Below are 23240 nucleotides of genomic sequence, written 5' to 3' on the forward strand. Positions count from 1 at the left end.
GGGTATGAGTAAAAAAGCAAATAAAACACCTGAACAGCAGCAATATGAGCAGCTTGAGCAAAAACATGAGCTGAAGCGCCCGGTCTTGAAAAATTGTATTCGTGCTTTCTGGGTAGGAGGGCTTATCTGTGTTGTCGGACAGGCAATCACTTATTTTTATATCTACTTTTTTAACTTCACGGAACAGACAGCTGGAAATCCAACAGTTGCTACCATGATTTTTATCTCCATGCTGCTGACAGGTTTTGGCGTTTATGACCGATTGGGCCAGTTTGGCGGAGCAGGCAGCGCAGTTCCTGTAACTGGTTTTGGAAATGCTGTGATTTCAGCGGCTATTGAGCATCGTACGGAAGGTTTTGTGCTGGGAGTAGGCGGGAACATGTTCAAGCTTGCTGGGTCGGTTATTCTATTTGGTGTGTTTTCGGCTTTTGTAGTGGCCCTGATTAAAACGCTATTAATTATTTGGGGGGTTATTTAATGCTAAAGGGAAAACAATCTTGGGTCTTTCAAAACCGCCCGGTAATTACAGCTGCTGGTGTATCCGGCGGGCCATTTGAGGCAAACGGCAACCTGTCAGAGGATTTTGATGTTCTTCATGATGATTTATGGATGGGTGAAGACTCTTATGAAAAAGCACACCGAATCCTTTTGGAAGAGGCGGGACAGACGGCCTTAAATAAGGCAAATATCCAAAAGGAGGATGTTCAGTTTTATATTGCCGGGGATTTAATTAATCAGATCACACCTTCAAGTTTAAGTGCAAGAACGATTCAAATCCCGTATTTCGGGATTTTCGGAGCTTGTTCAACTTCAATGGAAGGACTTGCGCTCGCATCCTTTATTGTTAATTACCAAGGTGCTGATTACGTTTTGACAGGTGCTTCCAGTCATAATGCCGCTGTTGAAAAACAATTCAGATACCCGACAGAATATGGAGGCCAAAAGCCCCCAACAGCCCAATGGACAGTAACTGGTGCAGGTGCGGCTCTGATTTCAGCGAAAGGAGTTGGTTCAAATATGCCGGTTACCACTTCTGCCACAATCGGCAAAGTTATCGATATGGGACTGACAGACCCTTTTAATATGGGAGGAGCCATGGCTCCTGCAGCAGCAGATACCATTACTGCACACTTCAAAGACATGCAGCTGGATCCATCGCATTACGATTTGATCGTCACAGGGGACCTGGGGAGAATTGGTCAGGAAACCGCTTATGAACTGCTCACAAATAATGGATTGAAAATAGACAGAGAGAAATTTAAGGATTGCGGTTTAATGATTTATAAAGATGATCAGCCAGTCCAAGCTGGAGGAAGCGGTGCAGGATGCTCGGCTGCTGTCCTTTATGGACATCTATTGAATCGAATGAAACAGGGGACTTATAGGAGAATTCTTGTCGTCGCTACGGGTGCACTATTATCCCCATTGACATTCCAGCAAAATGAGAGCATCCCTTGTATTGCTCATGCTGTTTCTATCGAAATGACTTAAAGGAGGAATTTGTATGCTGCCTATGTTTTTCTGGGCTTTTGTAATTGGAGGCCTATTTTGCGTATTTGGCCAGCTAATGTTTGATGTTTTTAAGCTAACACCTGGCCATACATTAAGTCTTTTGGTTGTAATAGGAGCTGTTCTTGATGGAGTTGGACTCTATGAACCACTTGCAGACTTTGCGGGAGCCGGCGCGACGATCCCCATAACCAGCTTTGGGAATTCCCTTGTCCATGGAGCCCTTCAGGAAGCTGATCAGCATGGGCTTGTCGGTGTATTGACCGGAATGTTTGAAGTAACGAGCTCCGGTATTTCAGCTGCGATAATCTTCGGATTTATCGGTGCCCTTATTTTCAAGCCAAAAGGCTAAGTGGCATTAGGTATAAAAAATTTACACAAGAATGATCTTCAAGTTAATTAAAAACAAGCCCTTATTACAATTTGACCGAATAAACCAAGCCTGCCTTGGGAGCTTGCCCATACCCCCTGCTTAATTAACACATATGTTGTAGGGAGAAATCTAAGTGAGGTGAGAGGCATGGGCTATGGCTATGGAGGCTGCGGATATGGCGGGGGCTATGGAAATACGTTTGTTCTGATCGTTGTTCTTTTCATTTTACTCATTATCGTCGGAGCAAGTTTCTACAATTAGATTTACACAGGCTGACTCAGAACCGGCAGCAGGTTTTGTGTTGGCTTTTTTGCATATATGGTACATAAATTATTAATACATTTCACGTTTTCCGCCTACCTTCATAAGATATAAAGGAGTAAATGAAGGAGCGTGAGTGTTCAGGATGGATAATAACTTTTTTAAAAACCTTGAAAAGAAAACAGGCGTAAATATGAAGGATGTTTTTGAACTGGCCGGCTCTTTGCAGAATGCAAATTTTAAAGATGAAAAAACAGTGCGAAATGTAATCAAGAGGGTTTCGCAAATTGCTAACAAACCCGTTTCCAAGGATACGGAAGACAAGATTGTGAAATCGATCGTTGCTGATGGAAAACAGCTTGACTTTAATACCATTTCGCAGATGATAAATAAAAAATAACAGGAGAAACCTGGCGATATAAATCAGCCAGGTTCTTCTGTTAATTACTGCCTTTATTCCTGCCGCTTCTTGTAATGGGAGCAAGGAACCTTGAGGCATATGACTTTCGTCCGCGCCTTTTTTCCGGCACAGAAATATACAAATCCTTCCTGGCTCTTGTTACTGCAACATACATCAGCCTTCTTTCTTCCTCTAATGGGGAAGATTCACCTGAACGGTAAGCTTCTAGTGCGTGATCATGCGGGAGGTTTCCTTCAACTGCACCGGCAACATAAACAACGTTATATTCAAGCCCTTTTGCACGGTGGATTGTGCTTAATGTAATAGCATTATCCTTATTCCTGCTGAGGCGCTTGATTTCTTTGTTCATGGCTTTCATATGTTCAGTATGTTCCAGAAACTCATGAAGAGATTGAAAGTTACGTGCAGCGACCTTTAAATCTTTTATATCATCAGAGCCTTTATCCATTTTATTGCCTTCATTACCTCGTTTTTTTAAAAAGTCCTGGAAGCCAAGCTCTTTTTCAACCGTTTCAATTGCAGTGAGGGGACTGAGTCCTGAGATGGATCTGGTAACAGGAATCACTTTTTTTAACTTGCTTTCCTGAAAAGCAAATCCTGTTTTTATAAACTTTAGGCACTCCAGCATTGAGCAATCCTGCAAGATGCTCTCTGCCTTAATATCCTGAAGGACTGATTGTTTAACAAACAGAGACGGCAGCATATCTTTCAAAGCATTCTGGTCATCCTCATTTAACGATAACTTTAGAAAAGCAAGCATGCTTCGAACAATAAACCGATCATAAAATGATTCGGCATCCTGATCTAATTTAAACGGCAGACTGGAATTGGCCAGCCTTTCAAAAATGGCCCTGCTCCCGGTATGGGTACGGAATAATACTGCGAAATCCTGCGGCTCATATCCTTCTTCAATTTTTTCCTGCATATCAGTCATGATCATCGTAGCTTCTTCTTCCTCATCATAAGGAAAAAAGAGGAAAGGATGCTGTTTACCAGAAAATTGGGCATTCATGCTTTTTGCGCGTCTATGTTTATTTAAAGATATGATTTGGTTTGCAGCTGATACGATCTCGTGAGCAGAGCGGTAATTCTGATTCAATGTTATAACCTTAGCACCAGGGAAATCTTTTTCGAAATCTAAAAGATATTGGGGATCGCTTCCTCTGAAAGCATAAATAGATTGATCATCGTCACCCACTGCACAGACATTTTTTGTTTTATCGGACAGCATTTTCATAAGCTCATATTGAACATTATTAATATCCTGGAACTCATCGATCAGGAAATAATGAAAGCGATTCTGATATTGTTCAAGAATTTCAGGCTTTTCATGAAAAAGAGAATGGCAGCCTGTCAGCATATCATCAAAATCAAATAATTCTTTTCTTAATTTGGTTTGTTCATACCTTTGATAAAGAATCGCGGTCTGTTCCTCCCAATCATTCTTTGGATGAACCTTCCCAGGTATCATAAGAGAATTTTTCCAAAAGCTAATTTGCTGGAGGGCAAGGTCAAAGGCAAATTCCTTTTCATCGAGCTTTAAGTCTTTGCTGGATTCCTTAATGATCTGTTCCCTCTGCCATTCTTTATTAAGCAGCTTGCCGGAAGACCATTTTTCTGGATTGTGGAAGGAGAGAATCCGGTAAAACAAGCTGTGAAAAGTGCCGGAAACGATTTGCCTGACTTTTCGTGAATCCATTCCGGGATATTGGGTAAGGCGCTCCTTCATTTCAGCAGCAGCCTTAGCTGTAAAGGTAACGAGCATTATGGATTTAGGATCGATATCTTTTTCGCGCAGCATAAAAGCAGTCCTGGTTGTTAAAACTCTGGTCTTGCCGCTCCCTGCACCTGCAAGAACGAGCAGAGGCCCATCAATATGTGAGACAGCAGCTGCCTGCTGTTCATCCAAAAAGACTCCTGCTTGTGAAAGGGACTTTAAGTATTCATCAGGGAAACTTGGATTCTGAGTGCTTTCTTGGATATATGGGGGGATATTTTTTGCCGGCTGAGCTTTTTTAAAGGCTGATTCGATTTCTTTTACCGCAGCAGAAGCAATTTGCCTTGAAACAGGCATATTAAAGCCATTTCTTTCTATATATTCTTCAGTCTCAATCTTGGCCGATTCTTGTTTCATCATCTTATCCTTGCACATTCTGCTGCTTTGCTGAATATGATAAAAATGAGGCTCATCCATAATTCCTAAATACAAACGGACAGAAGCTCCGCAATCAGGGCAAAACAGCTTTCCTTTTTTGCCTTCTTCATAAATATGCTGAAAACTTTCTCGATTTAATTGTTCCAGATTCACTGTTTTATTAAGTAAAATTGCTGTCTTCATAAAAAATACCCCATTTTTATAAATTGCCGAGTTTAAGTTATTAATCATCTTCTAACAATAAGACCGATTTTATCATAACAAACCGGTAAAGGATTCTAAAGTGCTTTTCTGTTTAAAGTTTTATGTAAACGGGTACATAAAAATAAATATTGTTTCGTATTCCTTTAATAAACAGATACATAAAGAATGGAGAGAGGGGCATTCATGGGCTACATTTTACCTGTAACTTCATATCAATATAATCAGTATGCAGAAAGAGAGATTGGCACAAAATATGATCCATTTCGTTTCGTGCCAGTTGCCAAAATATCGGCACAATCCAATTCAAAAGGTTTCCGTCATGAGCTTCCTCTTGAAATTCAAAGAAGGTTAACCAAATCAAATCCTCAGCAGCGGGCAGATATCCAAACACGCAGCACCAGAAAAAAAGCAGAAGAAACATACGGCGAGCTGACGGGCAAAGGCCGCTATATCAGTGAATGCATCTAAGAAAAGCGGAAGTGCCTGCCCACCCCTGACAAGCACAAGACAAGCTTGTGACCTCGAGGGGGTAGGCGCTGGAGCTGGACAAGTTATCTAACTTATGGTATCTAAACCCATAAAAAAGGAAGGAGAGGCTTAGTACGTTTGCACGTGCAAAGCCTCTCCTTTTTTCCACTCAGCGTATAAGACACCTTTGACATTATTTGCGCCGTTGTTTTTAATTTCATTAATAAGCTTTGCTTCGTCCCAATTGATGCTTTTGAGATTATCCCAAATCACTTCTCCGTCTAAAATTAATGTTACAGGCAGCTCGATCATATTAATAGGGAGATTCAAATCCTGTATGGTTGGTGTCGAGTAAAGCGGTTTTTTCAATGCACTGACCGTTCCATCTGTTTCAAGAATAGCATATTCGCATTCCCTGATTGAAAAAACGTCCTTTGAACGGAGGAGGTGCTGGAGCTGATTAATGTCGAGATGATTTTTCTTCAGTTCTTCATAGACGATTTTTCCTTTTTTTATAACAATAGAGGGCTCACCCTCAAGGAGTTTACGTGCCCTTTTAAATTTCTGGGTAAGGATTTCAGTTGCGTAGATGAGAATCCCCCATACTGCAACAGCAAAGAATATTTCCGGGATTCCAGTCTCCTGATCGTATAGGGCATTTCCCACCAGCTCGCCTAGCACGATGGCAGAGATGAAATCAAAAGGAGTAATCTGTGTAATCTGTGTTTTGCCCAGGAGTTTTGCCATAATAAATAAGAAAATATATCCTATCACAAGTACACTTATGATATGTAAATATTCCATTCAAACCACTCCTTAAATTGCTGTATCTGGAATAGTGTTTGCAGAAGGCCCTAAAATTATTGCATACAAAAAGCTCCTGCCATTCCTGGCAGAAGCTTGTCGGTTATATCGTTTTTTTCATTGTACGGTGGGGAATCCCAGCATCCATGAATTCTTCGGAGATTACCTGATAGCCCAGCTTTTCATAAAAAGGGATAGCCTGCGTCTGGGCATTTAATTTTAAGGCAGGCAAGCCTTGTTTCTTAGCATGCTCTTCAATTTTATCCATTATTGCTTTTCCTGATCCGCTCTGGCGGTTCTCCTTCAGAACGCATATTCTTTCCACTTTGCCATTGCCGTCAACTGTGCGGAATCTTCCGGCACCTGCGGGAATGCCATTATTATATAATACAAAATGGACTGCTTCGTCTTCGAACTGATCAATTTCCTCTTCTTCAGGAACATTTTGCTCGTTGATAAAAACTTGTTTGCGGACGGAGAAGGCATCGTCCAATTCTTGTTCAGATGAGACAACTTTAACTTCCACTTTTTTCACTATTCCTTTCCTAGCCTGAATGTTTCATAGACGGTCCATGAGCCATTTTCCAGCTGATATAAAAGATGAAAACGATCCACAACCTCTTCATGATTCACAGGCTGCATTCTTAAGCTCCCATATACATCTGAATGTTCATCATTGGAGAGTTTTTGTCCGATGGTAATATGGGGGACAAAATTATATTCAGGTGTTTCGCCAGTAATGTGATCATTCAGTTCAATATGTAACTCTTCGAGCTGGACTGAAGGTTCAATTTTGAAATAAATGACATTGTTGACAGGCTGGAAAGAGCTTATTTTTGTAGCGTTTATTTGAAATGGCTCGTGTTTCTCAGCTATTCCATGAAGTGTTTCCGTCAGCTGTTTTATTTCTTCTTCAGATGCTTCAAAGCGCGATCTTAAAGTTACATGAGGAGGAATTAAAGCATAATGCGGATCATACCGCTTTCTAAAAGAATTGGCCAAATCCTGCAATTTTTTTGACGGGAAAATAACTATGCCGTAATTAGTGTTCATACAACAACCTCCATGTTTATTAATATTTTTTTAACTGGCAGGCTAAACGAAATGAAAAACACTTGGTTGGACTATTATAGCAAATTTTCTAAATTCATTATATAATTATACCTTTTTTCATAATAAAAAACAGTGTGTCGAGGTAATCTTTTTATCGCGAAAGAATAGTGCTTTTCACACAATTTCAAATTTAAAACATTGTCTTTAGCGCTCTTTTTAAATCTGGCTGCCAGTATGTCCATGTATGATCCCCATCGAATTCATCATAGAAGTAAGGAAATTGTTTTTGCTTAAACAAACTGGATAGATCCCGATTTGGAGTAAGAAAATCTTTCTCTGCACCTCCTGTGGTTTTTACAGATGTCTCGCCTTTCCCGATAACGTGATAAATATTAAGAAGGTGGGTCTGCGTAAATTCATGCACTGCCTCTGTAACGGAGGTATCAACATAAGGTGATTGAAGAATTAATCTCCCAAAAGTATTAGGGTATTGCAGGGCCGCCATTAATGAAACAGTTGCCGCAAGGGAGTCTCCCATAAGGGCACGTCCCATTCCCATTTGATAAGTAGGGAATTCACGGTCAAGATATGGAACAAGCTCATGTGCAAGAAAACGGATATAAGCATTATGCTGTTCACCGTCCGGATGATATTTCTTCCATCTGTCTTTGACGTTTTTATAAGGGACTCCAACAATGATGATATTTTCGATTTCTTTTTCGTTTAATAATTCATCTGCGATGCGCCCGACTCTTCCCAGCTGGAAGTAATCCTTGCCATCCTGGGCAATAACAACAGTGTATTTATATAAAGGTGAAAAGGAAGCGGGCAAATAAATGAGCAGCTCAACCTCTTCGCCAAGTTCCTTGCTTTCGATTACAGTATCTTGTATTGATCCTCTAGGGTAATCCATCATTTCTGTTCCTCCGTTTAGTTCTGTTATGTAAGAGTTTACATAGAGATTTTATCATATATATATAGGAATTGCTTTTTACATGCATTCTCATTCATGGGCCATGGTGCTTTATTATAGGTAAAATTTACAGAGGAGGGGAATCAGCATGCTATAAGAACAATTAACAGCAAATATAAAAAGCAAGGAGGGATCATTTGACAATTCAGATAAGGTTTATGTTAGTATATAATTGATAAAATCTAATCTTTATAAGGGGGAAATAGGATGAAAAAGAGAAGTATATTCCTAGCCACAGCTTTGCTGTTAGCGCTTTCTATGGTTCTTGCAGCCTGCGGCGGCGGAAAAGATGAAGGCGGCGGCGATGGAGAAGGCGGCGCAGACAAGCCTAAATTCATGAGCATTGTAACTGGTGGAACAGGCGGTACATACTATCCGCTGGGCGGATCATTCGCTGAGATTATTTCTGATGCTACAGGCATTGATACAAATGCTGAAGTTTCAGGTGCATCTGCAGAGAACATGAACACACTGAAAGACGGCAATGCTGAAATTGCTTTCTCTCAAACTGATATTGCTTCATATGCACAAGAAGGAAAATTAATGTTTGAAGGTGCAGCAGTTGATAATGTGAGTGCGATTGGAACGCTTTATCCGGAAACAATCCAGATCGTTACTACTGCAAAATCTGGCATTAAATCTGTTGAAGACTTAAAAGGCAAAAAAGTTTCAATCGGAGCTCCTGGTTCAGGAACTGCTGCAAATGCAGAACAGATTCTTGAAGTGCACGGAATCAAATTGGATGACATTCAAAAGCAGGATCTTTCCTTTGATGAGTCAACTGCCGGAATTCAGGATGGCAATATTGATGCAGCATTCGTTACAGCAGGAACTCCTACAGGTGCTGTTGAAGGACTTTCTGCAACTGAAGATGTTGTGATCATTCCGATTGAACAGGACAAAATCGATGCATTAATCGAAAAATATCCTTACTATGTACAGGATGAAGTGCCATCAGGAACATATAAGCTTGCAGAAGCTGTGCCAACAGTAGCAGTACAGGCAATGCTTGTTGTTTCAAATGACCTTTCAGAGGATGTAGTTTATGATGTTACGAAAGCAATCTTTGAGAACCTTGACAAAGTTACACATGCCAAAGGGAAAATGATTAAGGCAGAAAATGCTGTCAAAGGTACTGGCATTGAACTGCACCCTGGTGCTAAAAAGTACTTTGACGAAAAAGGCTTTAAAGCTGAATAATCTTTCAATAACATAATCCAATGATGAAATTTGGCCGGCTGTAAAACCTGATAAGGTTATTGCGCCGGTCAATTAATTTTAAAAAAATTATTGTATAAGCTGACAATTTTTTAGGTGGAGGTTCCATGAATTTTTATAAGCCAGGGAATAAAAAAGCGGTCCTGGCACTCCTCGTTATCATAACCATCGCAATCATGTTCTTCATACCCATTAAGCAGGCAGTTGTTTTTGAGTATCAAAACAAAGGAAAAGTGATTGCTTATTTCCCGATTAAAGAGGACAGAACCTTTAAAATAAAGTATACACACTCCATCCATCTTACAGATGTTGTAGAAAGCTATAGTATAACCGGGGATGGAAGTATTAAATTGTTCGAACTCATGTATGAGGATTTTGCCATCGGCATGCCTGATAATGCCTCAGATGGAGAAACATTTGAACAAAAGGACGGCAAATATTATATTAAGAATATGAAAAGGGTTTTTCCTTCATTTGACTTAAGGCTGGGTAAGGTGAGAGCAAATCACAGATTGATTTTGAAAGGCGAAGAATATGTCCTTTCAGATTATATCGAACCTGGCACATGGGTACGGATAAAGGCGAAAAAAATAAACTTATTCGAGGTGTTGAAAGGAGTGAATATCCTTGGAAAATAAAGGGGAAACGTTATCTCTTGAGGAACAGCAGAAATTGCTGGAAAAATACGATCCAGAGGCTGGTACAAGGAAATTAGGAGGCGTATTAGGCTGGATTGTCTTTTTGGGGCTATTAGCATTTTCATTGTTCCATTTATATACAGGGGTTTTTGGGATGCTTACAGCCCAGCTGCAGCGTTCGATTCATTTAGGCTTTGCATTAGCCCTAATATTTCTATTATTCCCTGCAAGGAAGAAAGACAGAGGAAGAAAGAATAAAGTTGCCTGGTACGATATCATTTTAGCCATACTGGGTATTGCTGTAGGTGCTTATTGGCCGCTTTTTATTGATGAAATTGTCATGAGGGCCGGCCGTTTGACCGAGATAGATTTTTATGTAGGACTAATTGCAGTGCTTCTGGTTCTGGAAGCGACAAGGCGAGCGGTAGGACTTCCAATAACCATTATTGCTGTCATTTTTCTCGCCTATGCTATGTTCGGGCCATATATGCCGGCATTTTTGGCGCACCGGGGTCTTGATTTAGAAAGATTGGTGCAGACCATGTTCTTTACGACAGAGGGAATCCTGGGTACCCCCTTAGGCGTATCTGCTACGTTTATTTTCCTATTCTTGTTATTTGGTTCATTTCTTGTAAAAACTGGTGTAGGGCAGTATTTTAATGATTTAGCTGTGTCCATCGCCGGAAAGAGAACTGGCGGGCCAGCGAAAGTTGCCATTTTCTCAAGTGCTCTACAGGGAACCATCAGTGGAAGTTCTGTAGCTAACGTAGTAACTTCAGGCTCTTTTACCATTCCAATGATGAAAAAGCTTGGATACAAGAAAGAATTCGCTGGCGCAGTTGAAGCGACTGCATCAACCGGCGGCCAAATAATGCCTCCAATCATGGGTGCTGCTGCATTCCTGATGGTTGAGTTTATTGGAGGCGGCATTACTTACTGGGATATTGCAAAGGCAGCAGCAATTCCTGCACTTCTTTATTTTGCCGGTGTCTGGATAATGACTCATTTCGAAGCAAAACGTGTAGGACTTAGAGGGCTGAAAGATGAAGAGATGCCTAACCGAAAGGAAGTAATGAAAAAGATTTATCTGCTGCTGCCAATTTTGGCAGTTATCATCCTGCTAATGAGCGGAATGAGTGTAATACGTGCTGCTCTTTGGTCAATTGTAATTACGGTTGCAGTAAGTATGATAAGCAAGGAAACGCGCATTGGTTTCAGAGATGCTATCGATGCATTAGTTGATGGTGCACGCACGGCTTTGGGCGTTGCTGCAGCAACAGCTGCTGCAGGTATTATTGTTGGAGTAGTTGTCAAAACAGGTCTTGGATTAAAGATGGCGAATGGCCTTCTTGATCTTTCAGGAGGGCTGTTGATCCCAACTTTGATGCTGACAATGGTTGCAGCAATTATCCTTGGAATGGGGTCACCTACAACTGCAAACTATGTTATAACATCAACAATAGCCGCCCCGGCAATCATCCTACTTGGGGTACCTGATTTATCTGCTCACTTATTTGTGTTCTATTTCGGTATTGTAGCAGATGTCACACCGCCAGTTGCTCTTGCAGCATTTGCGGCGGCTGGTGTATCTGGCGGAGATCCGATAAAGACGGGAGTATCAGCGTCCAAGCTTGCGATCGGGGCATTTATAATTCCATACATGTTTGTCCTTTCACCGGAGTTATTGATGATTGATACAACCTGGTATTACCTAATTTGGGTAGTATTCACCGCTTTGGCAGGTATGATGGCAATTGGCGCTGGCGTAATTGGCTACTGGCTGCGTAAATTGAATATTTTTGAGAGACTGCTGGGAATTGCAGGGGGTCTATTGCTTATCTACCCTGAAGGGGTTACTGATATTGTTGGATTAGTAATTTTTGTCCTGTTGATTGCATTGCAGGTTTTCATTAAAAAAGACGATCAGGCAAAACCGCAAACAGCATAATAAATAAATTAAGAAGGAAGGATGCTCACATGATGAGATCCTTCCTTTTTGTTTCTGCAGATTAGCCTGTCAGGCTCCTTGATCGCTATGGCCGATTGAAAGGGTGGCATTAACATAATCGTTTTCGCTGCTGGTTAATAACACAGTGAATGTACCAGGTTTATCTCCTTCATATACTTCATCACTGAGGGTTTCTTTTAATAGTTGGCTTTTATACTCAATGATTTCACGCTGATTGTTATCATCTTTAAATCTGTTCACCTCTTCAGCATCTTTCGGAATGCGTTTTTCGATAAAAGCAAGAACCTCTTCATTACTCATATCTTTTTCCATATCTTCAAATTGCAGCTCAACAGTTACTGCCCGATGAGTTTGAAACTCTACCAGCATACTGTCTCCATTGAAGCGGGCTATTTCATCATTATTTTTATTTTCCCCATAAGCCTTTGTGAAAAGATCCCGTGTGTCTCCTAAACCAACTTCTTCAGTGATCTTTTTGTTATCTTCCGGAGCTTCCTCTGTTTCCGCCCGCTGTTCTTCCGTAGAAGGATTATTCTTGTCTTCATCCTCTGCAATTTGCTCTTCATTCTGATTACAGCCTGCCAGTATAAGGATTGCTGAAAACAAAGCAGCAATCAATGAGTAGCATTTCATAAAATCCTTCCTTTCTTTAGCTTAAATTATTTAAGGGCCAAATCCCGATTAGAGAGTATATACCCGAATGAGGACCAGATAATCGGAGAAAGAAAGGAGCATAATAAAAAGCCGTACTTCCCATGTGAAATACAGGCTTTGATGAATAAAATGAAATATTTTGAAAGAAGGCTCCTTTTAGCTAATCTGGCGAGCTTTCTTTTTGGGCAAAATGGACATGATATGGTTCAAGTTGAAGATGCGCATTTGTTTTCTATATAAACAATAGGCTAAAATCGTGCTGCCTCGAAGTTCTTTGATTAATATTCTTCTTTGTGTAAATGAATTGCGTTTGGAGAGATAAATGATTTCAACAGGCTTTCTCTCTTCCATAGCTCGATAAAGAATTCCTTTCATTAGAGAAATCCCTCCTTACTTTTATTTACATTATACACGAACGCGTGTTCTTTATCAAGCGGGATGCGAAAATTTGTTCGTATAAAAAAAGACTTCACAAATGAAGTCTTTTAAATAATCTTTAATCCCTTATCTTTTAAGTGATTTAGCAAGATGGTTCCGTATTGTATGGCAAAGCCTAAAAAGGTGGCTACGAACAATGTGCCCAATCCAACTGGACCGCCTAAGATAAGGCCAATGGCCAAAGCTAAAAATTCATTAATGAGACGTGCAGTCTTAATGCTGATATTGAGCCTTTTGGCAGTTGCGATCATTAATCCATCAATTGGGCCGCTGAATAGTTGCGGACGGATATATATAGATACCCCAAAGCCAAGGAAAGAGACACCAATGATGAAGGCAATAATCTGAACGGGAAAGTTTGTCACTGTGATGCCGCTGAAAACAAGCTCCATCCAAAAATCGATGCCCACACTCGCTAAAATGGTTCCAATAAATGATTTAAACTGCGGTTTTTCCCAAATCAGCAGAGCATTGAAAAAAATAAGGGATGCTGTTACCAGAAATGACCATGTTCCAATAGTCAGACCGAACTTATTAAAAAGGCCAACATAAACAGTGTCCCAGGCACCTGCACCAAGATTGGATAATATAATTAATGAGACACCGAGAGTGAGAATTAAATAACCTGCAATTATTTGAATGAATGCTGTGTGTTTAATCATGTTGTATCCTCCCCAATACATATTACCGTATATAAATAAATTCTCAAGGGAAAGAAAAGGAAGAAAATAAAACAGTATTCATAACAGGGCACTATAGGAAATAGCACTTATCAGCTTAATGAAATCTCAAACAAATAAAAACAGCTCCCATAAACAGGAACTGTTTTAAAGATTCTTATACCTTTATATCAATTTTTGCACTTTTCTTCAATTCTTCTACATGCTTAACCAGCATTTCCTGCTGTTTTTGCTGTTCGAGCTGCTGTTTAATCTGAGGTTTTACTTCCTCCAATTTTGGCGGCTCCTGTCCTTCAGCACCACCCTGGCTGGCATATTCATCATAGAATTTCTGAATTTCAGCATCTGTGACTTTCTCTGGTTTTATCTCGCCGTTAATATATTTCGTATATTTAATATTGTTGGCAATTTCCTTCTCTAATGAGTCGGGGTTAAGACCAGCCTGTTTCATTGCTGTTTCGAATTCCTTGTCGTCCTTGAATTGTCCTTTTGTTTCTTCCAGCTGCTTTTTGACTTCTTCATCAGAAGCTTTGTAGCCTTTTTTGTCTGCTTCCTGGAGAAGAAGTGTCTGGCCGACTAGACTGTCGAGTGTCTGCTCTTTGATTTTCTCTGCAGCATCTTTAGTAGTAGGGTCTTGTCCCATTTGCTGATACATCATTTGTGATGAAGTAAGAACGCTGTTATACTCACGGCCAAGAATTTCCTGGTTATTAACAATGGCAACAGTCTTTTCTTCTTCAAGCTTTTGTTTGTCCATTTTCTTTTGCATTTCTTCCATTTGCTTCTGCTGGTCCTGCTGTTCGGTTTCAGCTGTTTTCGCTTCCTCTTTTTTATCTGCACTCTTGCTTTCATCATCAGCTCCACAGGCAGCTAAAACGGCAGATATTAATACTAGTAAAAAGGGGTACATTAGTTTTTTCATTAAAATTTCTCCTTCCGTAACCCTGTATGGTTTGATTCAGCTAACAAAAGAATCATATAGAGGGCATTATAAAGCAAAAATTCTTAAAAAGATACCTTTAAGGCATAAATGCAGAATTTGTAATGGGAATGTAATCTAGTTTCCCAGCTGCTAACTTTATAGTTTATGGATGAAATATAGGTATTGACTTTTATGAGAAAAAGAAGTATATTTTATATTGTCCCCAATACAGGGGAATGTTATAACGATTCCGTAGCTCAGCTGGGAGAGCGCTACCTTGACAGGGTAGAGGTCGCTGGTTCGAACCCAGTCGGAATCATACTTAAAGTGTCTGAAATCCTTGATACTAAAGGGTTTCAGGCTTTTTTGTATTTATAGAGATTTTTTAACATCCATTATTGGTCACAAATTTGGTCACGAACACAATAACTTAGTTATTAAATAGATTTTGAGCGAGCCGATTTGATGCCTCTTGCTGGGTATTGGGTAGGATATGGGAATAGGTATCTAAAGTAATCCTTACGCTGCTATGCCCCAGGCGTTCTGATATTAACTTAAAATTTTCTCCTTGCTGTAACATGAGACTTGCATGGGTGTGTCTTAGGTCATGGAATCTGATTTTCGGGAGATTTACTTTAACAGTCAGATTATAAAATGTTCTAAGTAGGTTTCTGGGATTGATTGGTTTACCTTGAGTAGTGCAGTTGACAAGGTCATAATCATTGTAAGCAACTCCGTATTTAAGTTTGTTAGCTATGACTATTTTTCGTTGCTGCTTAAGAGAGGAGAGTGTATTAAAATCTAAACCGATTGAACGGTTACTAGCCCTACTCTTAGCTCCTTCCTTGAACCCTTTGCCATCGTGCATGAGAGTTTGCCTAATATAGAGACATTCATTTTCAAAGTCTACATCTCTCCAACGTAAACCTAAAATTTCACCTTGACGCATACCTGTTGTTATTGCTAGTAGAAAAGCGATGTGGTAATGGCTGGATTTTGAGTTTTTAAGGAACAAAGAAACTTCTTGAAAACTCCAAATAACATTTTCCTTAGCAATCAATTTGGGTTTTTCCGTAACTGCAGCAGGGTTTTTTTTGATTAACTCCATTTTTACAGCACTATTTAGAGTAGCATTTACGACACTAAATATACGCTTCGTAGTTGAATCAGAAAGTCCTTTTTTTCTTAACTCACCAATGAAGCTTTGGATGTGCATAGGGGTTAATCCAGTGAGTGGTAAATGTCCAAGTTGAGGAAGAATGTGTATCTTCATATATGATTTATATGCCTTTATTGTTTGATTGCTAAAATCATATTTCTTTCCCTTTAGCCATGCATTTAGGTAATCTCCATATGATTGCTTGGAGGGGTCAACATAAGTTCCCTCATTCAATTCATTTAAAAGAGCTGTTAGTGCTTTCTCTGCATCTTTCTTAGTTTTGAAGCCACGCTTCTTTTTTTGCTTTCGTTTTCCTGTTATTTTGTCCTTTCCTACGTCAACTACAAAATCCCATTTGCCCGTTTGATTATTCTTTTTTATACTTCCTTTCATTCTTCAAGAGCCTCCTTGGATAGCTCTTAAGACTGTAAAAGGTTTCCTAATTATATTTTATCATATAAGGGTTGTTTTGAAATGAAAATGGAATCAATGGGGAGGGGGGGTGATTAACACCAAACATGAAAGGTATGAGGTAAATAAATGCTGCAGCACTTCTTTTCTCCAACTCTGCAATATATGCAGCTCGAATCCTATTAAATTTTACTAACCTGCTTCTGGATTTGAGCTTTGTTTTATATTCAGAGTAATTTATAATAATCATAGAATTCTTCACAATAGAGAGGTTAATTAGATGAGGTAATAAAATGGACTATATCACGTTTACTGAAGCAGAATTCAATCAACGTACACGTACGAAGGGAAAGTTTATAGAAGGAGAAAGGTGGGCTTTTATAAGTGACTGTGATTGGGAAGGGTTGGAATTAAATTGGACCTACCACGTTAGTGATTTTGGCAGGATACTCTTTAACGATTGGCTCTTATTTAGAAAGAGGAATTACATTGACCACACCAAAGGTTATACTCAAGTGAGTATTGGAAATAAGGTACTTTATATGCATAGACTCGTTGCGTTTTATTTTGTCGAAAATCCAAACCCATCCGAAAATACTCAAGTAAACCATAAAGATTTAAATAAGAAAAATAACCATTTTACCAATTTAGAATGGGTCACTCCTAAGATGAATATAGCTCATTATAGAAAAGCAGCTATGAGTATTAAAAAAATCAATTGCTAGAATTAAAGAATTTCAATTACAACTTGAAAAATCTAATGTATTATTAACCAACTCCTCGTGAAAAACTAAATTATCCCCCTTGAACTGCAGTTACTCAATTATTATTCACCTTCCAATGACATATTTGTATAATTCTATACAAATATTGTTTTATTTAAGGACATATTTGTATTGATTTATACAAAAGCAGAAGACTTAAGTAGACATTTTTGTTGTTTTATATTCAAAATCGACCTAGTAAAGACAGGAAAGAAACTAGAAAGAGAAACAAACTAAACAGAGAAATGCAATCGGTCCTTGTCTTATCGCTTTCGCTCTCCCCAATCGGGCTTCGCCCTCTGGTGTGCTTGCACACTCTAACCTTAATTATGAACTACGTTCTATTCTTAGTTATCTCATAAGAACCATTCTCACTTGTATTATAAAAAACTGATATAATAGTAAAGTATAATTCTTTGATGGGGATGATTTCTTTGAGAGAACTCATTAAAAACTTTCGAGTACATGGCGATAGAGAAATTATTAATCATATATTAAACCTTGTTGAACAAGATATGTTACCTAATCGTACAGTGGATGAAAAAGGTAAAGTTTATGCTGAACTGGATGAACCATTACAATATGTAGCCTATAGAATTAAAGCAATGAGGGAAATGATAACAAAGATAGCACGTTCTTTGCAATCAGGTAATTTGGGGAATAGACGTGACCTTTTAGATTTTGCACAAACATTAAGTGAAGATTCAGCTTGGTTAGGTGTTAAATATGATGAAGTGTATGTTGGAAATTACAAATCAATAAGAGAAAATTGGAAAGAGATTGCAGAATACCTGGGTTCTGAGGTAGCAGCGGATTTAAGAAAACTACTTGATAATTTTGATGGGCTAAAGGTAATTGTTGAAGGTGGAAAACAAGAAATAAGAGATAAACTGCAACCAATCATTATTGAAGCCTTGGAGCATGCTCTCACTTTTGTTGATGAAAGGAAGTCCGACAAAGAAATAGTTAAGTATATCAACAAAGCTTGGTTAACTCAGTTCATTAAAATACAGGTAGAACAAAATGGATTAAAAAGGGTACAGAGAAAGGGATTATCCAAATATGTACATCCAATTTTTAATCCAGATGAAGTTGATTTAGGAGAGTTATTGTTTGGAAAAAATATAAAGCATATCGGAGGAATTGAATCCTTCAAAAGGTTTCTTAACAAAAATCAAATCATTCTTGTTGAAGACCTATATACTTTGATAACAATTGACCTAAAGAATAATAATCATATGTACTATTATTTTGATGAAAAAGGTAAGCCTATATTGAAAAAGAGATATTTAGCTGGAAGATTAGGCTTAGAAGAAAGTAATTTTAAACACAAACTTAGCAGAATTTGTCGTAAAATCAGTGAAAACTACGACACAGTTGTATATGAGAAACTCGCAGAAATTAAAAACGTCACACTTTAGGATATATTTTATTAACTAGTGTGGGGGATTTACAAAGCTATATTTAATGACTTACGAAAACCAAAATATATTACAAAAACATCCAATTATTATATTGGGTGTCTTTTATTTTTAGGAGGATTTTAATGAAAAGAGATAAGGAACAAGAATTTTATTATTGCTATTCTACAAACTTATCCAATTTCCTTAGGAACAGCAAAGGAATTAAATACATTAGTTGTGGACTTCATGAGAAGTCTTACCATAAGTTTTGGCAGTTTAAGAGGGATGAGAAATTACCTTGCAGCACTAACAGAATACAAAAGGATTGGTAAGACGAAATGCTATGCAAAAAGCATAATTTTTATTTTTAATAAAAAAAGTTAATTTAAAGGAGATTGATACTATGAAGAATTTTGTAAAGATGCCAATGGCAATGTTAGCATATGGAACTAAATGGTATGTGACTGATGACGAAGCGATTGTTTATGCCCACTTAGTGTTAGAAAGACCATATAAAATGGAAACGAAAATACATACAAACATTGAATTAATTTATGGATACTTAAAATGGAACGATACAAACCCGGGCAGAGGAAAGAAGAGAATCCTTACAGCTTTAATAGGGCTTTTTAACAAAGGTTATATAACGATAAGCTATGATGACGAAAAACTGAAAAATAATTCTTTCCTCACTATTGAATTTTATCTTGTTGAGGATAACTTGGTGGTTATGTCTGCAGATAGCCATAATTCCAAATTTGCAGGTTTTGTGGCTGTGTATTATGATACCTATTCAATGGCAGGTATGAGTGGACGTAATATAAAAGTTATAATGCATACTATCTATAGAGAAAGAATTGGCTATAGTATCTCTAATTCTGAATGGGCTAACGTGCTTCAGGTTAGTGAAAGAACAATTACAAGAGAAAAAGACAAGTGGGCAGAATTTGTAACTGAAACAAAAGGTAAGAAGTTTACGGATTCCAATGGTAATGCCAGGCAAGAACCTAGCAATTACACAGTTGGGGAAAGTAAAATCGGTTTAAGTAAATATCCCTTAAAAGAAGACAAAGCACACAATGCTTATAATGGTGTTATGGGGGATATGGAAAAATGTACTGATGTCCGATTTAAATCGAATCCTAATCTTTTCATTCCGGGAAGAAAATTAGGGGTAAATGATATGTATTTATGGAAAACCACTACATGCTGCATTGCAAAAGAGTTCGGGCAAAAGCGATGGGATTCTATTAGTAAGTCATCTGCGGGGAAAGCGATGATTGAGGACTGGAAAAGAAAAGCAGATTCAATGATTAAAAAGGAAGAGGCAAAAACACATGAAAAAAAGGTCAGAAAGGCTCAACAACAAGAACAATTTACTAATACTTTTCTTAATGATGAACTACCCAAATACAAGCAGCAGAAAAGGATGGACGATATTTCGGAATTTTTAAATTAATGGTATTAACCAAATTGTGTAACATTGTGTTATAAAAAAGTCTAAAGCTATACATAGATTATAGATGATAGGAAGGGGGACTAGTGAAGATTAAGTTTCTCTTCTCACTGTTTTTTGAGAATTAGTTCTTTTTCAGTTATTGATTCAAATTCTGATTATTAGAATAAGATTATTATTTTAATTGAATAGAAGGTATACAAGTAGCAGCTTCTGTTACGATAACCGATACGAAACAAATATTGTTTAATAAAAGTATAGTTTTATTTAATATTTGTTCCGTATAAAACCCAAAACAATAACTTGCAACCTATTGAACGCAGAAATGGTAAACTTCTAATTCAAGAAATCGAATTTATTACAGCTATTGATGAATTGAATGTAAAAAAATAAATGCATCTTATTATACCTAGTCAGTTTTTTAAAAAAGAACTGGAGTTAAACAATTTAAATCATATGGCTGTTTCTATGTGCAGTTCAATTTTATTAATTAATAGCATTAGTTTGAAAAAAGAAAAACATCGTAAGTAGTTTTTAACAGTTTAAATTTTCCGTACACAATTTAAGTCTATTAATTTTAAATTTAAACTCGCCTCTTTTAATTTAGTAGAAACTAATAATATACTTCGTTATAATTAAATTGGAAAATAAAGGAGGGGGTTTATGATGAAAAAACTATTTAGTTTTAACCATCTTTGATTTCTCCTTATTATCTCTTCGTACAAACCTTGGTCTTCAACTTCCTCTAGTGTTAGATAGCTGCAATCAGCATGCAAAATGCCTTTAAAAGTTCCATCCAAAACCACTTCTTGACTCACTTTCATTTCTTCCAAACAAATAGGACAATGCGGTATGACTTTCTTCTCCATGCATATATTTAGCTTTATAGTATAAAAGTCTTGTGTATAATTTGTAAAATGTTAAGTTCTCTAGAGTTACTTTTATTATCTAACTATTATAAAAGAGCTAATTTATGAGCGTTAAAGAAAGAAAAATATGGTATAATTTCTAGTTAAGGTGTAGAAAAAATTTTGCGTTTTAGTTTTTAACTCCTATTAAAAAATTATTTTATATGATAGAAAAAAATGATATTCAAGGAGGAGGATTTCTAATTAATGAAAGCAACAGAGTCTATTATTCAGCCGATGATTGAAGGAACAAAACAATATGTAATTCCACTTTTCCAAAGAACATACAGTTGGTCAAATTCACAGTGGAAACAATTATGGGATGATATTTTAGAGATTCGTATTACTCATGAACACAGAAGCCACTTCATTGGTTCCATAGTAAGTATGTCGATGGATTCAGAGCCACACGAAGTCCAAAAATACATAGTTATAGACGGACAACAAAGGCTTACAACTTTATCTATCCTATTAATTGCTATAAGAGATGCAGCGAGAGAAAGTGGTGATAAGGAACTAGCTGAAGAAATTCATGAAAACTTATTGGTGAATAAGTGGAAAACAGGAGATAGCTTCTATAAACTTCTTCCCACACAAGTAGATAGACAAATTTATAAATATCTAATAGATTCATCCGAACAAAATTATGAAAAATCAGGTATTAAACAAGCCTATGATTATTTCAGAAACAAAATTAGTAAGACAGAAATTGATTTTAGGGAACTTAAGACATTGCTCTCAACCAGGCTTTCACTCGTAAGCATTGTTCTTGCATCTGATGATAATCCTTATTTAGTATTTGAAAGTCTAAATGCAAAAGGTAGACCTTTAACTCAAGCTGACCTAATCCGAAATTTTTTCTTTATGAGAATCAGCAGTGATAAACATGAAGAGGTTTATCAGGAGTATTGGAAACCGATGCAGGATTACTATCAAGACTCTCTGACTGAATATATAAGGCACTTTTTAGCGAGAAAAGGAAAAATTGTTAGAAGTTCAGAAGTGTATTTAGAACTAAAAGAATCAGTTAGTACTGGGGATATAATTGAGCATGTTAAAGAGCTACACAGGTTGTCAGAGTATTATAGATGTATACTAAATCCTGATTTAATTGGTGATTTAAAGCTTAGAAGTGCATTGAACAAGATAAACAGAATTGAGGCAAAAACTTCTTATCCATTTCTATTGAATATGTTTACCCTATATAGAGAAGGAAAGCTTTTATCGGAGGAGTTTGTAAATATTGTAAGCGTAATAGAGAACTATTTAATAAGAAGGTTTGTTTGCGATATTGCCACAAATGAATTAAATAAGATTTTCCTTTCGCTAATTCAGAAGGTTAATGGTTTTTCTACAAAAGAGCTTCTTGAAGAGGTTAAAGCATTTCTACAAAACAAAGGTTATCCTAAAGACCAAGAATTTAGAGACAAGTTACTTACAACCCGTTTGTATGGGAGCGGTGATAGAGCAAGGAAGACAAAGTTTATACTTGAATCTATTGAAGAGTCGTACCGGCATAAGGAAAAAATAAATTATGGTAATCTGACAATTGAACATATAATGCCCCAAACACTTTCGGATTCTTGGAAAATTTCTTTAGGTGAGGAATGGGAAAACATTCTCGAAGAATATTTGCATGTTTTAGGAAACCTTACCCTTACTGCTTATAATTCTGAAATGTCAAATGAAACTTTTCAAAAGAAACGAAAGAATTTGGGTGAAAGTCATTTGGAAATAAATAAAACCTTTCGGAACTTGAACAATTGGGGGATTGATGAAATAAAAGCAAGAACGAACTTATTAGCTGATAAGTGTTTGCAGGTGTGGAGTTATTTTGGCTCTCACAATAATGAAATAAAAGACGTTAAAGGCACTTCCCCTAGATTGTTAACTATTCTTGGTAAGAACCTTGAGGTTTCTACTTGGAGAGAGGTATGGATTACGACCCTTAATGAAGTTATTCAATTAAAAGAAGGAAACTTTTTTGTTATTCAGGAAAAGTATCCCAACCTGTTCTCTTCTGATATTAATAAATTTAAAAGAAGAAGCGTACTGAAAAATGATATATATGTTAATGTTGATTTTAGTGCAAGGGATATATACAGGTTAAGTCTTAAGATATTAGAGATTATTGGAGTCCCAAAGGAAGAATGGAATGTAGAATTTGTTGTAAATTAATTTTAATATAGTAGGTCACCATGTACCAATTTTATTTATACTTTGGATTATTTGATAGCAGCTTTTCTCCTCCTTTAATTCAAACACATATCAGTTTACTATGGTTATAACGTCCATGATAGACGTAGATGAGTTGGCACAAGGCTATATTATAAGAAAAAGCTATTAATGATTTAAGTAAAACAATCAAATCACATTTAAATTTTAAATGGTCTTACCGA

At 37.4% G+C, this 23240-nt stretch carries 23 protein-coding genes and 1 tRNA gene; 14 read left to right on the forward strand and 10 right to left on the reverse strand.

Annotated elements, in window-relative coordinates; translation table 11 throughout:
* Positions 1–4 precede the first annotated feature (4 nt).
* The 5 genes from spoVAC to spoVIF all read left to right on the forward strand — a co-directional run bounded on the left by spoVAC (position 5) and on the right by spoVIF (position 2543).
* On the forward strand, positions 5–478 hold the full coding sequence (gene spoVAC / locus ACXAD1_RS05925) for a stage V sporulation protein AC (RefSeq protein WP_061791561.1): 474 nt from the start codon (positions 5–7) through the stop codon (positions 476–478).
* Entirely contained in the window at positions 478–1491 is a 1014-nt protein-coding gene (gene spoVAD, locus ACXAD1_RS05930; RefSeq protein ID WP_206835376.1) for a stage V sporulation protein AD, read from the forward strand. Before spoVAC ends, spoVAD begins: the two co-directional genes overlap by 1 nt.
* A 13-nt stretch (positions 1492–1504) precedes the next feature.
* Positions 1505–1861: a stage V sporulation protein AE gene (spoVAE, locus tag ACXAD1_RS05935; protein WP_206835378.1), complete on the forward strand. Its 357-nt coding sequence runs from the start codon at positions 1505–1507 to the stop codon at positions 1859–1861.
* A 168-nt stretch (positions 1862–2029) separates the two neighbouring features.
* Positions 2030–2143, forward strand: a complete 114-nt coding sequence (locus ACXAD1_RS05940; RefSeq protein ID WP_019381501.1) for a YjcZ family sporulation protein — start codon at positions 2030–2032, stop codon at positions 2141–2143.
* A gap of 145 nt (positions 2144–2288) precedes the next feature.
* Positions 2289–2543, forward strand: a complete 255-nt coding sequence (spoVIF, locus tag ACXAD1_RS05945) for a sporulation-specific transcription regulator SpoVIF (protein ID WP_206835380.1) — start codon at positions 2289–2291, stop codon at positions 2541–2543.
* Positions 2544–2583: 40 nt separating this feature from the next.
* On the opposite strand, the gene ACXAD1_RS05950 is transcribed toward spoVIF, so the two are convergent.
* Positions 2584–4902, reverse strand: a complete 2319-nt coding sequence (locus ACXAD1_RS05950) for a UvrD-helicase domain-containing protein (protein ID WP_474909637.1) — start codon at positions 4900–4902, stop codon at positions 2584–2586.
* A gap of 204 nt (positions 4903–5106) precedes the next feature.
* Here ACXAD1_RS05950 and ACXAD1_RS05955 point away from each other — a divergent pair, with 204 nt between their 5' ends.
* Positions 5107–5391, forward strand: a complete 285-nt coding sequence (locus ACXAD1_RS05955; RefSeq protein WP_206835383.1) for a hypothetical protein — start codon at positions 5107–5109, stop codon at positions 5389–5391.
* Between the two features lie 129 nt (positions 5392–5520).
* Here ACXAD1_RS05955 and ACXAD1_RS05960 read toward each other — a convergent pair whose 3' ends face one another.
* From ACXAD1_RS05960 to ACXAD1_RS05975, 4 genes are all read right to left on the reverse strand, one after another.
* Positions 5521–6195 carry a DUF421 domain-containing protein gene (locus ACXAD1_RS05960; protein ID WP_370222259.1) on the reverse strand — a complete coding sequence of 225 codons (675 nt, stop codon included), beginning with the start codon at positions 6193–6195 and terminating at the stop codon, positions 5521–5523.
* A gap of 103 nt (positions 6196–6298) precedes the next feature.
* On the reverse strand, positions 6299–6721 hold the full coding sequence (locus ACXAD1_RS05965; RefSeq protein WP_206837613.1) for a GNAT family N-acetyltransferase: 423 nt from the start codon (positions 6719–6721) through the stop codon (positions 6299–6301).
* A gap of 8 nt (positions 6722–6729) precedes the next feature.
* Entirely contained in the window at positions 6730–7248 is a 519-nt protein-coding gene (locus ACXAD1_RS05970) for a YjcG family protein (protein ID WP_206835390.1), read from the reverse strand.
* Between the two features lie 190 nt (positions 7249–7438).
* Positions 7439–8164: an alpha/beta hydrolase gene (locus ACXAD1_RS05975; RefSeq protein ID WP_206835391.1), complete on the reverse strand. Its 726-nt coding sequence runs from the start codon at positions 8162–8164 to the stop codon at positions 7439–7441.
* A 264-nt stretch (positions 8165–8428) separates the two neighbouring features.
* Between ACXAD1_RS05975 and ACXAD1_RS05980 the strand changes: the two genes are divergently transcribed.
* From ACXAD1_RS05980 to ACXAD1_RS05990, 3 genes are all read left to right on the forward strand, one after another.
* A complete protein-coding gene (locus tag ACXAD1_RS05980) occupies positions 8429–9421 on the forward strand; it encodes a TAXI family TRAP transporter solute-binding subunit (protein ID WP_206835394.1) in 993 nt (330 codons plus the stop codon).
* A gap of 125 nt (positions 9422–9546) precedes the next feature.
* Entirely contained in the window at positions 9547–10077 is a 531-nt protein-coding gene (locus ACXAD1_RS05985; protein ID WP_206835397.1) for a DUF1850 domain-containing protein, read from the forward strand.
* Entirely contained in the window at positions 10067–12025 is a 1959-nt protein-coding gene (locus ACXAD1_RS05990; RefSeq protein ID WP_474909638.1) for a TRAP transporter permease, read from the forward strand. The genes ACXAD1_RS05985 and ACXAD1_RS05990 overlap by 11 nt, the downstream gene beginning before the upstream one ends.
* A 69-nt stretch (positions 12026–12094) precedes the next feature.
* Here ACXAD1_RS05990 and ACXAD1_RS05995 read toward each other — a convergent pair whose 3' ends face one another.
* From ACXAD1_RS05995 to ACXAD1_RS06010, 4 genes are all read right to left on the reverse strand, one after another.
* Positions 12095–12679, reverse strand: coding sequence for a hypothetical protein (locus ACXAD1_RS05995; protein ID WP_206835401.1), 585 nt, complete (start codon positions 12677–12679; stop codon positions 12095–12097).
* A gap of 177 nt (positions 12680–12856) precedes the next feature.
* Positions 12857–13075 carry a hypothetical protein gene (locus tag ACXAD1_RS06000; RefSeq protein ID WP_474909639.1) on the reverse strand — a complete coding sequence of 73 codons (219 nt, stop codon included), beginning with the start codon at positions 13073–13075 and terminating at the stop codon, positions 12857–12859.
* A gap of 110 nt (positions 13076–13185) precedes the next feature.
* The gene (locus ACXAD1_RS06005) at positions 13186–13800 is read right to left on the reverse strand and encodes a YczE/YyaS/YitT family protein (protein WP_206835403.1); all 615 of its coding nucleotides are present in this window, start codon (positions 13798–13800) and stop codon (positions 13186–13188) included.
* 175 nt (positions 13801–13975) lie between these two features.
* Positions 13976–14740 (reverse strand): SurA N-terminal domain-containing protein, encoded by a 765-nt coding sequence (locus tag ACXAD1_RS06010; RefSeq protein ID WP_206835405.1) that lies wholly within the window; start codon positions 14738–14740, stop codon positions 13976–13978.
* A 246-nt stretch (positions 14741–14986) separates the two neighbouring features.
* Between ACXAD1_RS06010 and ACXAD1_RS06015 the strand changes: the two genes are divergently transcribed.
* Positions 14987–15059 (forward strand) — tRNA-Val (locus tag ACXAD1_RS06015).
* Positions 15060–15170: 111 nt separating this feature from the next.
* On the opposite strand, the gene ACXAD1_RS06020 is transcribed toward ACXAD1_RS06015, so the two are convergent.
* A complete protein-coding gene (locus ACXAD1_RS06020) occupies positions 15171–16292 on the reverse strand; it encodes a tyrosine-type recombinase/integrase (protein WP_474909640.1) in 1122 nt (373 codons plus the stop codon).
* 311 nt (positions 16293–16603) lie between these two features.
* On the opposite strand from ACXAD1_RS06020, the gene ACXAD1_RS06025 reads away from it, so the two are divergent.
* From ACXAD1_RS06025 to ACXAD1_RS06040, 4 genes are all read left to right on the forward strand, one after another.
* Positions 16604–17035 (forward strand): HNH endonuclease, encoded by a 432-nt coding sequence (locus ACXAD1_RS06025; protein WP_474909641.1) that lies wholly within the window; start codon positions 16604–16606, stop codon positions 17033–17035.
* Between the two features lie 473 nt (positions 17036–17508).
* Positions 17509–18495 carry a hypothetical protein gene (locus ACXAD1_RS06030; RefSeq protein ID WP_474909642.1) on the forward strand — a complete coding sequence of 329 codons (987 nt, stop codon included), beginning with the start codon at positions 17509–17511 and terminating at the stop codon, positions 18493–18495.
* Between the two features lie 385 nt (positions 18496–18880).
* Entirely contained in the window at positions 18881–19936 is a 1056-nt protein-coding gene (locus tag ACXAD1_RS06035) for a hypothetical protein (protein ID WP_474909643.1), read from the forward strand.
* A gap of 1112 nt (positions 19937–21048) precedes the next feature.
* On the forward strand, positions 21049–23019 hold the full coding sequence (locus tag ACXAD1_RS06040; RefSeq protein WP_474909644.1) for a DUF262 domain-containing protein: 1971 nt from the start codon (positions 21049–21051) through the stop codon (positions 23017–23019).
* The last annotated feature ends 221 nt before the right edge of the window (positions 23020–23240 follow it).

Source organism: Cytobacillus sp. ABV4_503 (genome assembly GCF_056158445.1).

Excerpts from the sequence above, each read along its gene's own strand:
- spoVAC (WP_061791561.1), top strand. The coding sequence starts at position 5 with ATGAGTAAAAAAGCAAATAAAACACCTGAACAGCAGCAATATGAGCAG.
- spoVAD (WP_206835376.1), top strand. The coding sequence starts at position 478 with ATGCTAAAGGGAAAACAATCTTGGGTCTTTCAAAACCGCCCGGTAATT.
- spoVAE (WP_206835378.1), top strand. The coding sequence starts at position 1,505 with ATGCTGCCTATGTTTTTCTGGGCTTTTGTAATTGGAGGCCTATTTTGC.
- ACXAD1_RS05940 (WP_019381501.1), top strand. The coding sequence starts at position 2,030 with ATGGGCTATGGCTATGGAGGCTGCGGATATGGCGGGGGCTATGGAAAT.
- spoVIF (WP_206835380.1), top strand. The coding sequence starts at position 2,289 with ATGGATAATAACTTTTTTAAAAACCTTGAAAAGAAAACAGGCGTAAAT.
- ACXAD1_RS05950 (WP_474909637.1), bottom strand. The coding sequence starts at position 4,902 with ATGAAGACAGCAATTTTACTTAATAAAACAGTGAATCTGGAACAATTA.
- ACXAD1_RS05955 (WP_206835383.1), top strand. The coding sequence starts at position 5,107 with ATGGGCTACATTTTACCTGTAACTTCATATCAATATAATCAGTATGCA.
- ACXAD1_RS05960 (WP_370222259.1), bottom strand. The coding sequence starts at position 6,195 with ATGGAATATTTACATATCATAAGTGTACTTGTGATAGGATATATTTTC.
- ACXAD1_RS05970 (WP_206835390.1), bottom strand. The coding sequence starts at position 7,248 with ATGAACACTAATTACGGCATAGTTATTTTCCCGTCAAAAAAATTGCAG.
- ACXAD1_RS05975 (WP_206835391.1), bottom strand. The coding sequence starts at position 8,164 with ATGATGGATTACCCTAGAGGATCAATACAAGATACTGTAATCGAAAGC.
- ACXAD1_RS05980 (WP_206835394.1), top strand. The coding sequence starts at position 8,429 with ATGAAAAAGAGAAGTATATTCCTAGCCACAGCTTTGCTGTTAGCGCTT.
- ACXAD1_RS05985 (WP_206835397.1), top strand. The coding sequence starts at position 9,547 with ATGAATTTTTATAAGCCAGGGAATAAAAAAGCGGTCCTGGCACTCCTC.
- ACXAD1_RS05995 (WP_206835401.1), bottom strand. The coding sequence starts at position 12,679 with ATGAAATGCTACTCATTGATTGCTGCTTTGTTTTCAGCAATCCTTATA.
- ACXAD1_RS06000 (WP_474909639.1), bottom strand. The coding sequence starts at position 13,075 with ATGAAAGGAATTCTTTATCGAGCTATGGAAGAGAGAAAGCCTGTTGAA.
- ACXAD1_RS06005 (WP_206835403.1), bottom strand. The coding sequence starts at position 13,800 with ATGATTAAACACACAGCATTCATTCAAATAATTGCAGGTTATTTAATT.
- ACXAD1_RS06010 (WP_206835405.1), bottom strand. The coding sequence starts at position 14,740 with ATGAAAAAACTAATGTACCCCTTTTTACTAGTATTAATATCTGCCGTT.
- ACXAD1_RS06020 (WP_474909640.1), bottom strand. The coding sequence starts at position 16,292 with ATGAAAGGAAGTATAAAAAAGAATAATCAAACGGGCAAATGGGATTTT.
- ACXAD1_RS06025 (WP_474909641.1), top strand. The coding sequence starts at position 16,604 with ATGGACTATATCACGTTTACTGAAGCAGAATTCAATCAACGTACACGT.
- ACXAD1_RS06035 (WP_474909643.1), top strand. The coding sequence starts at position 18,881 with ATGAAGAATTTTGTAAAGATGCCAATGGCAATGTTAGCATATGGAACT.
- ACXAD1_RS06040 (WP_474909644.1), top strand. The coding sequence starts at position 21,049 with ATGAAAGCAACAGAGTCTATTATTCAGCCGATGATTGAAGGAACAAAA.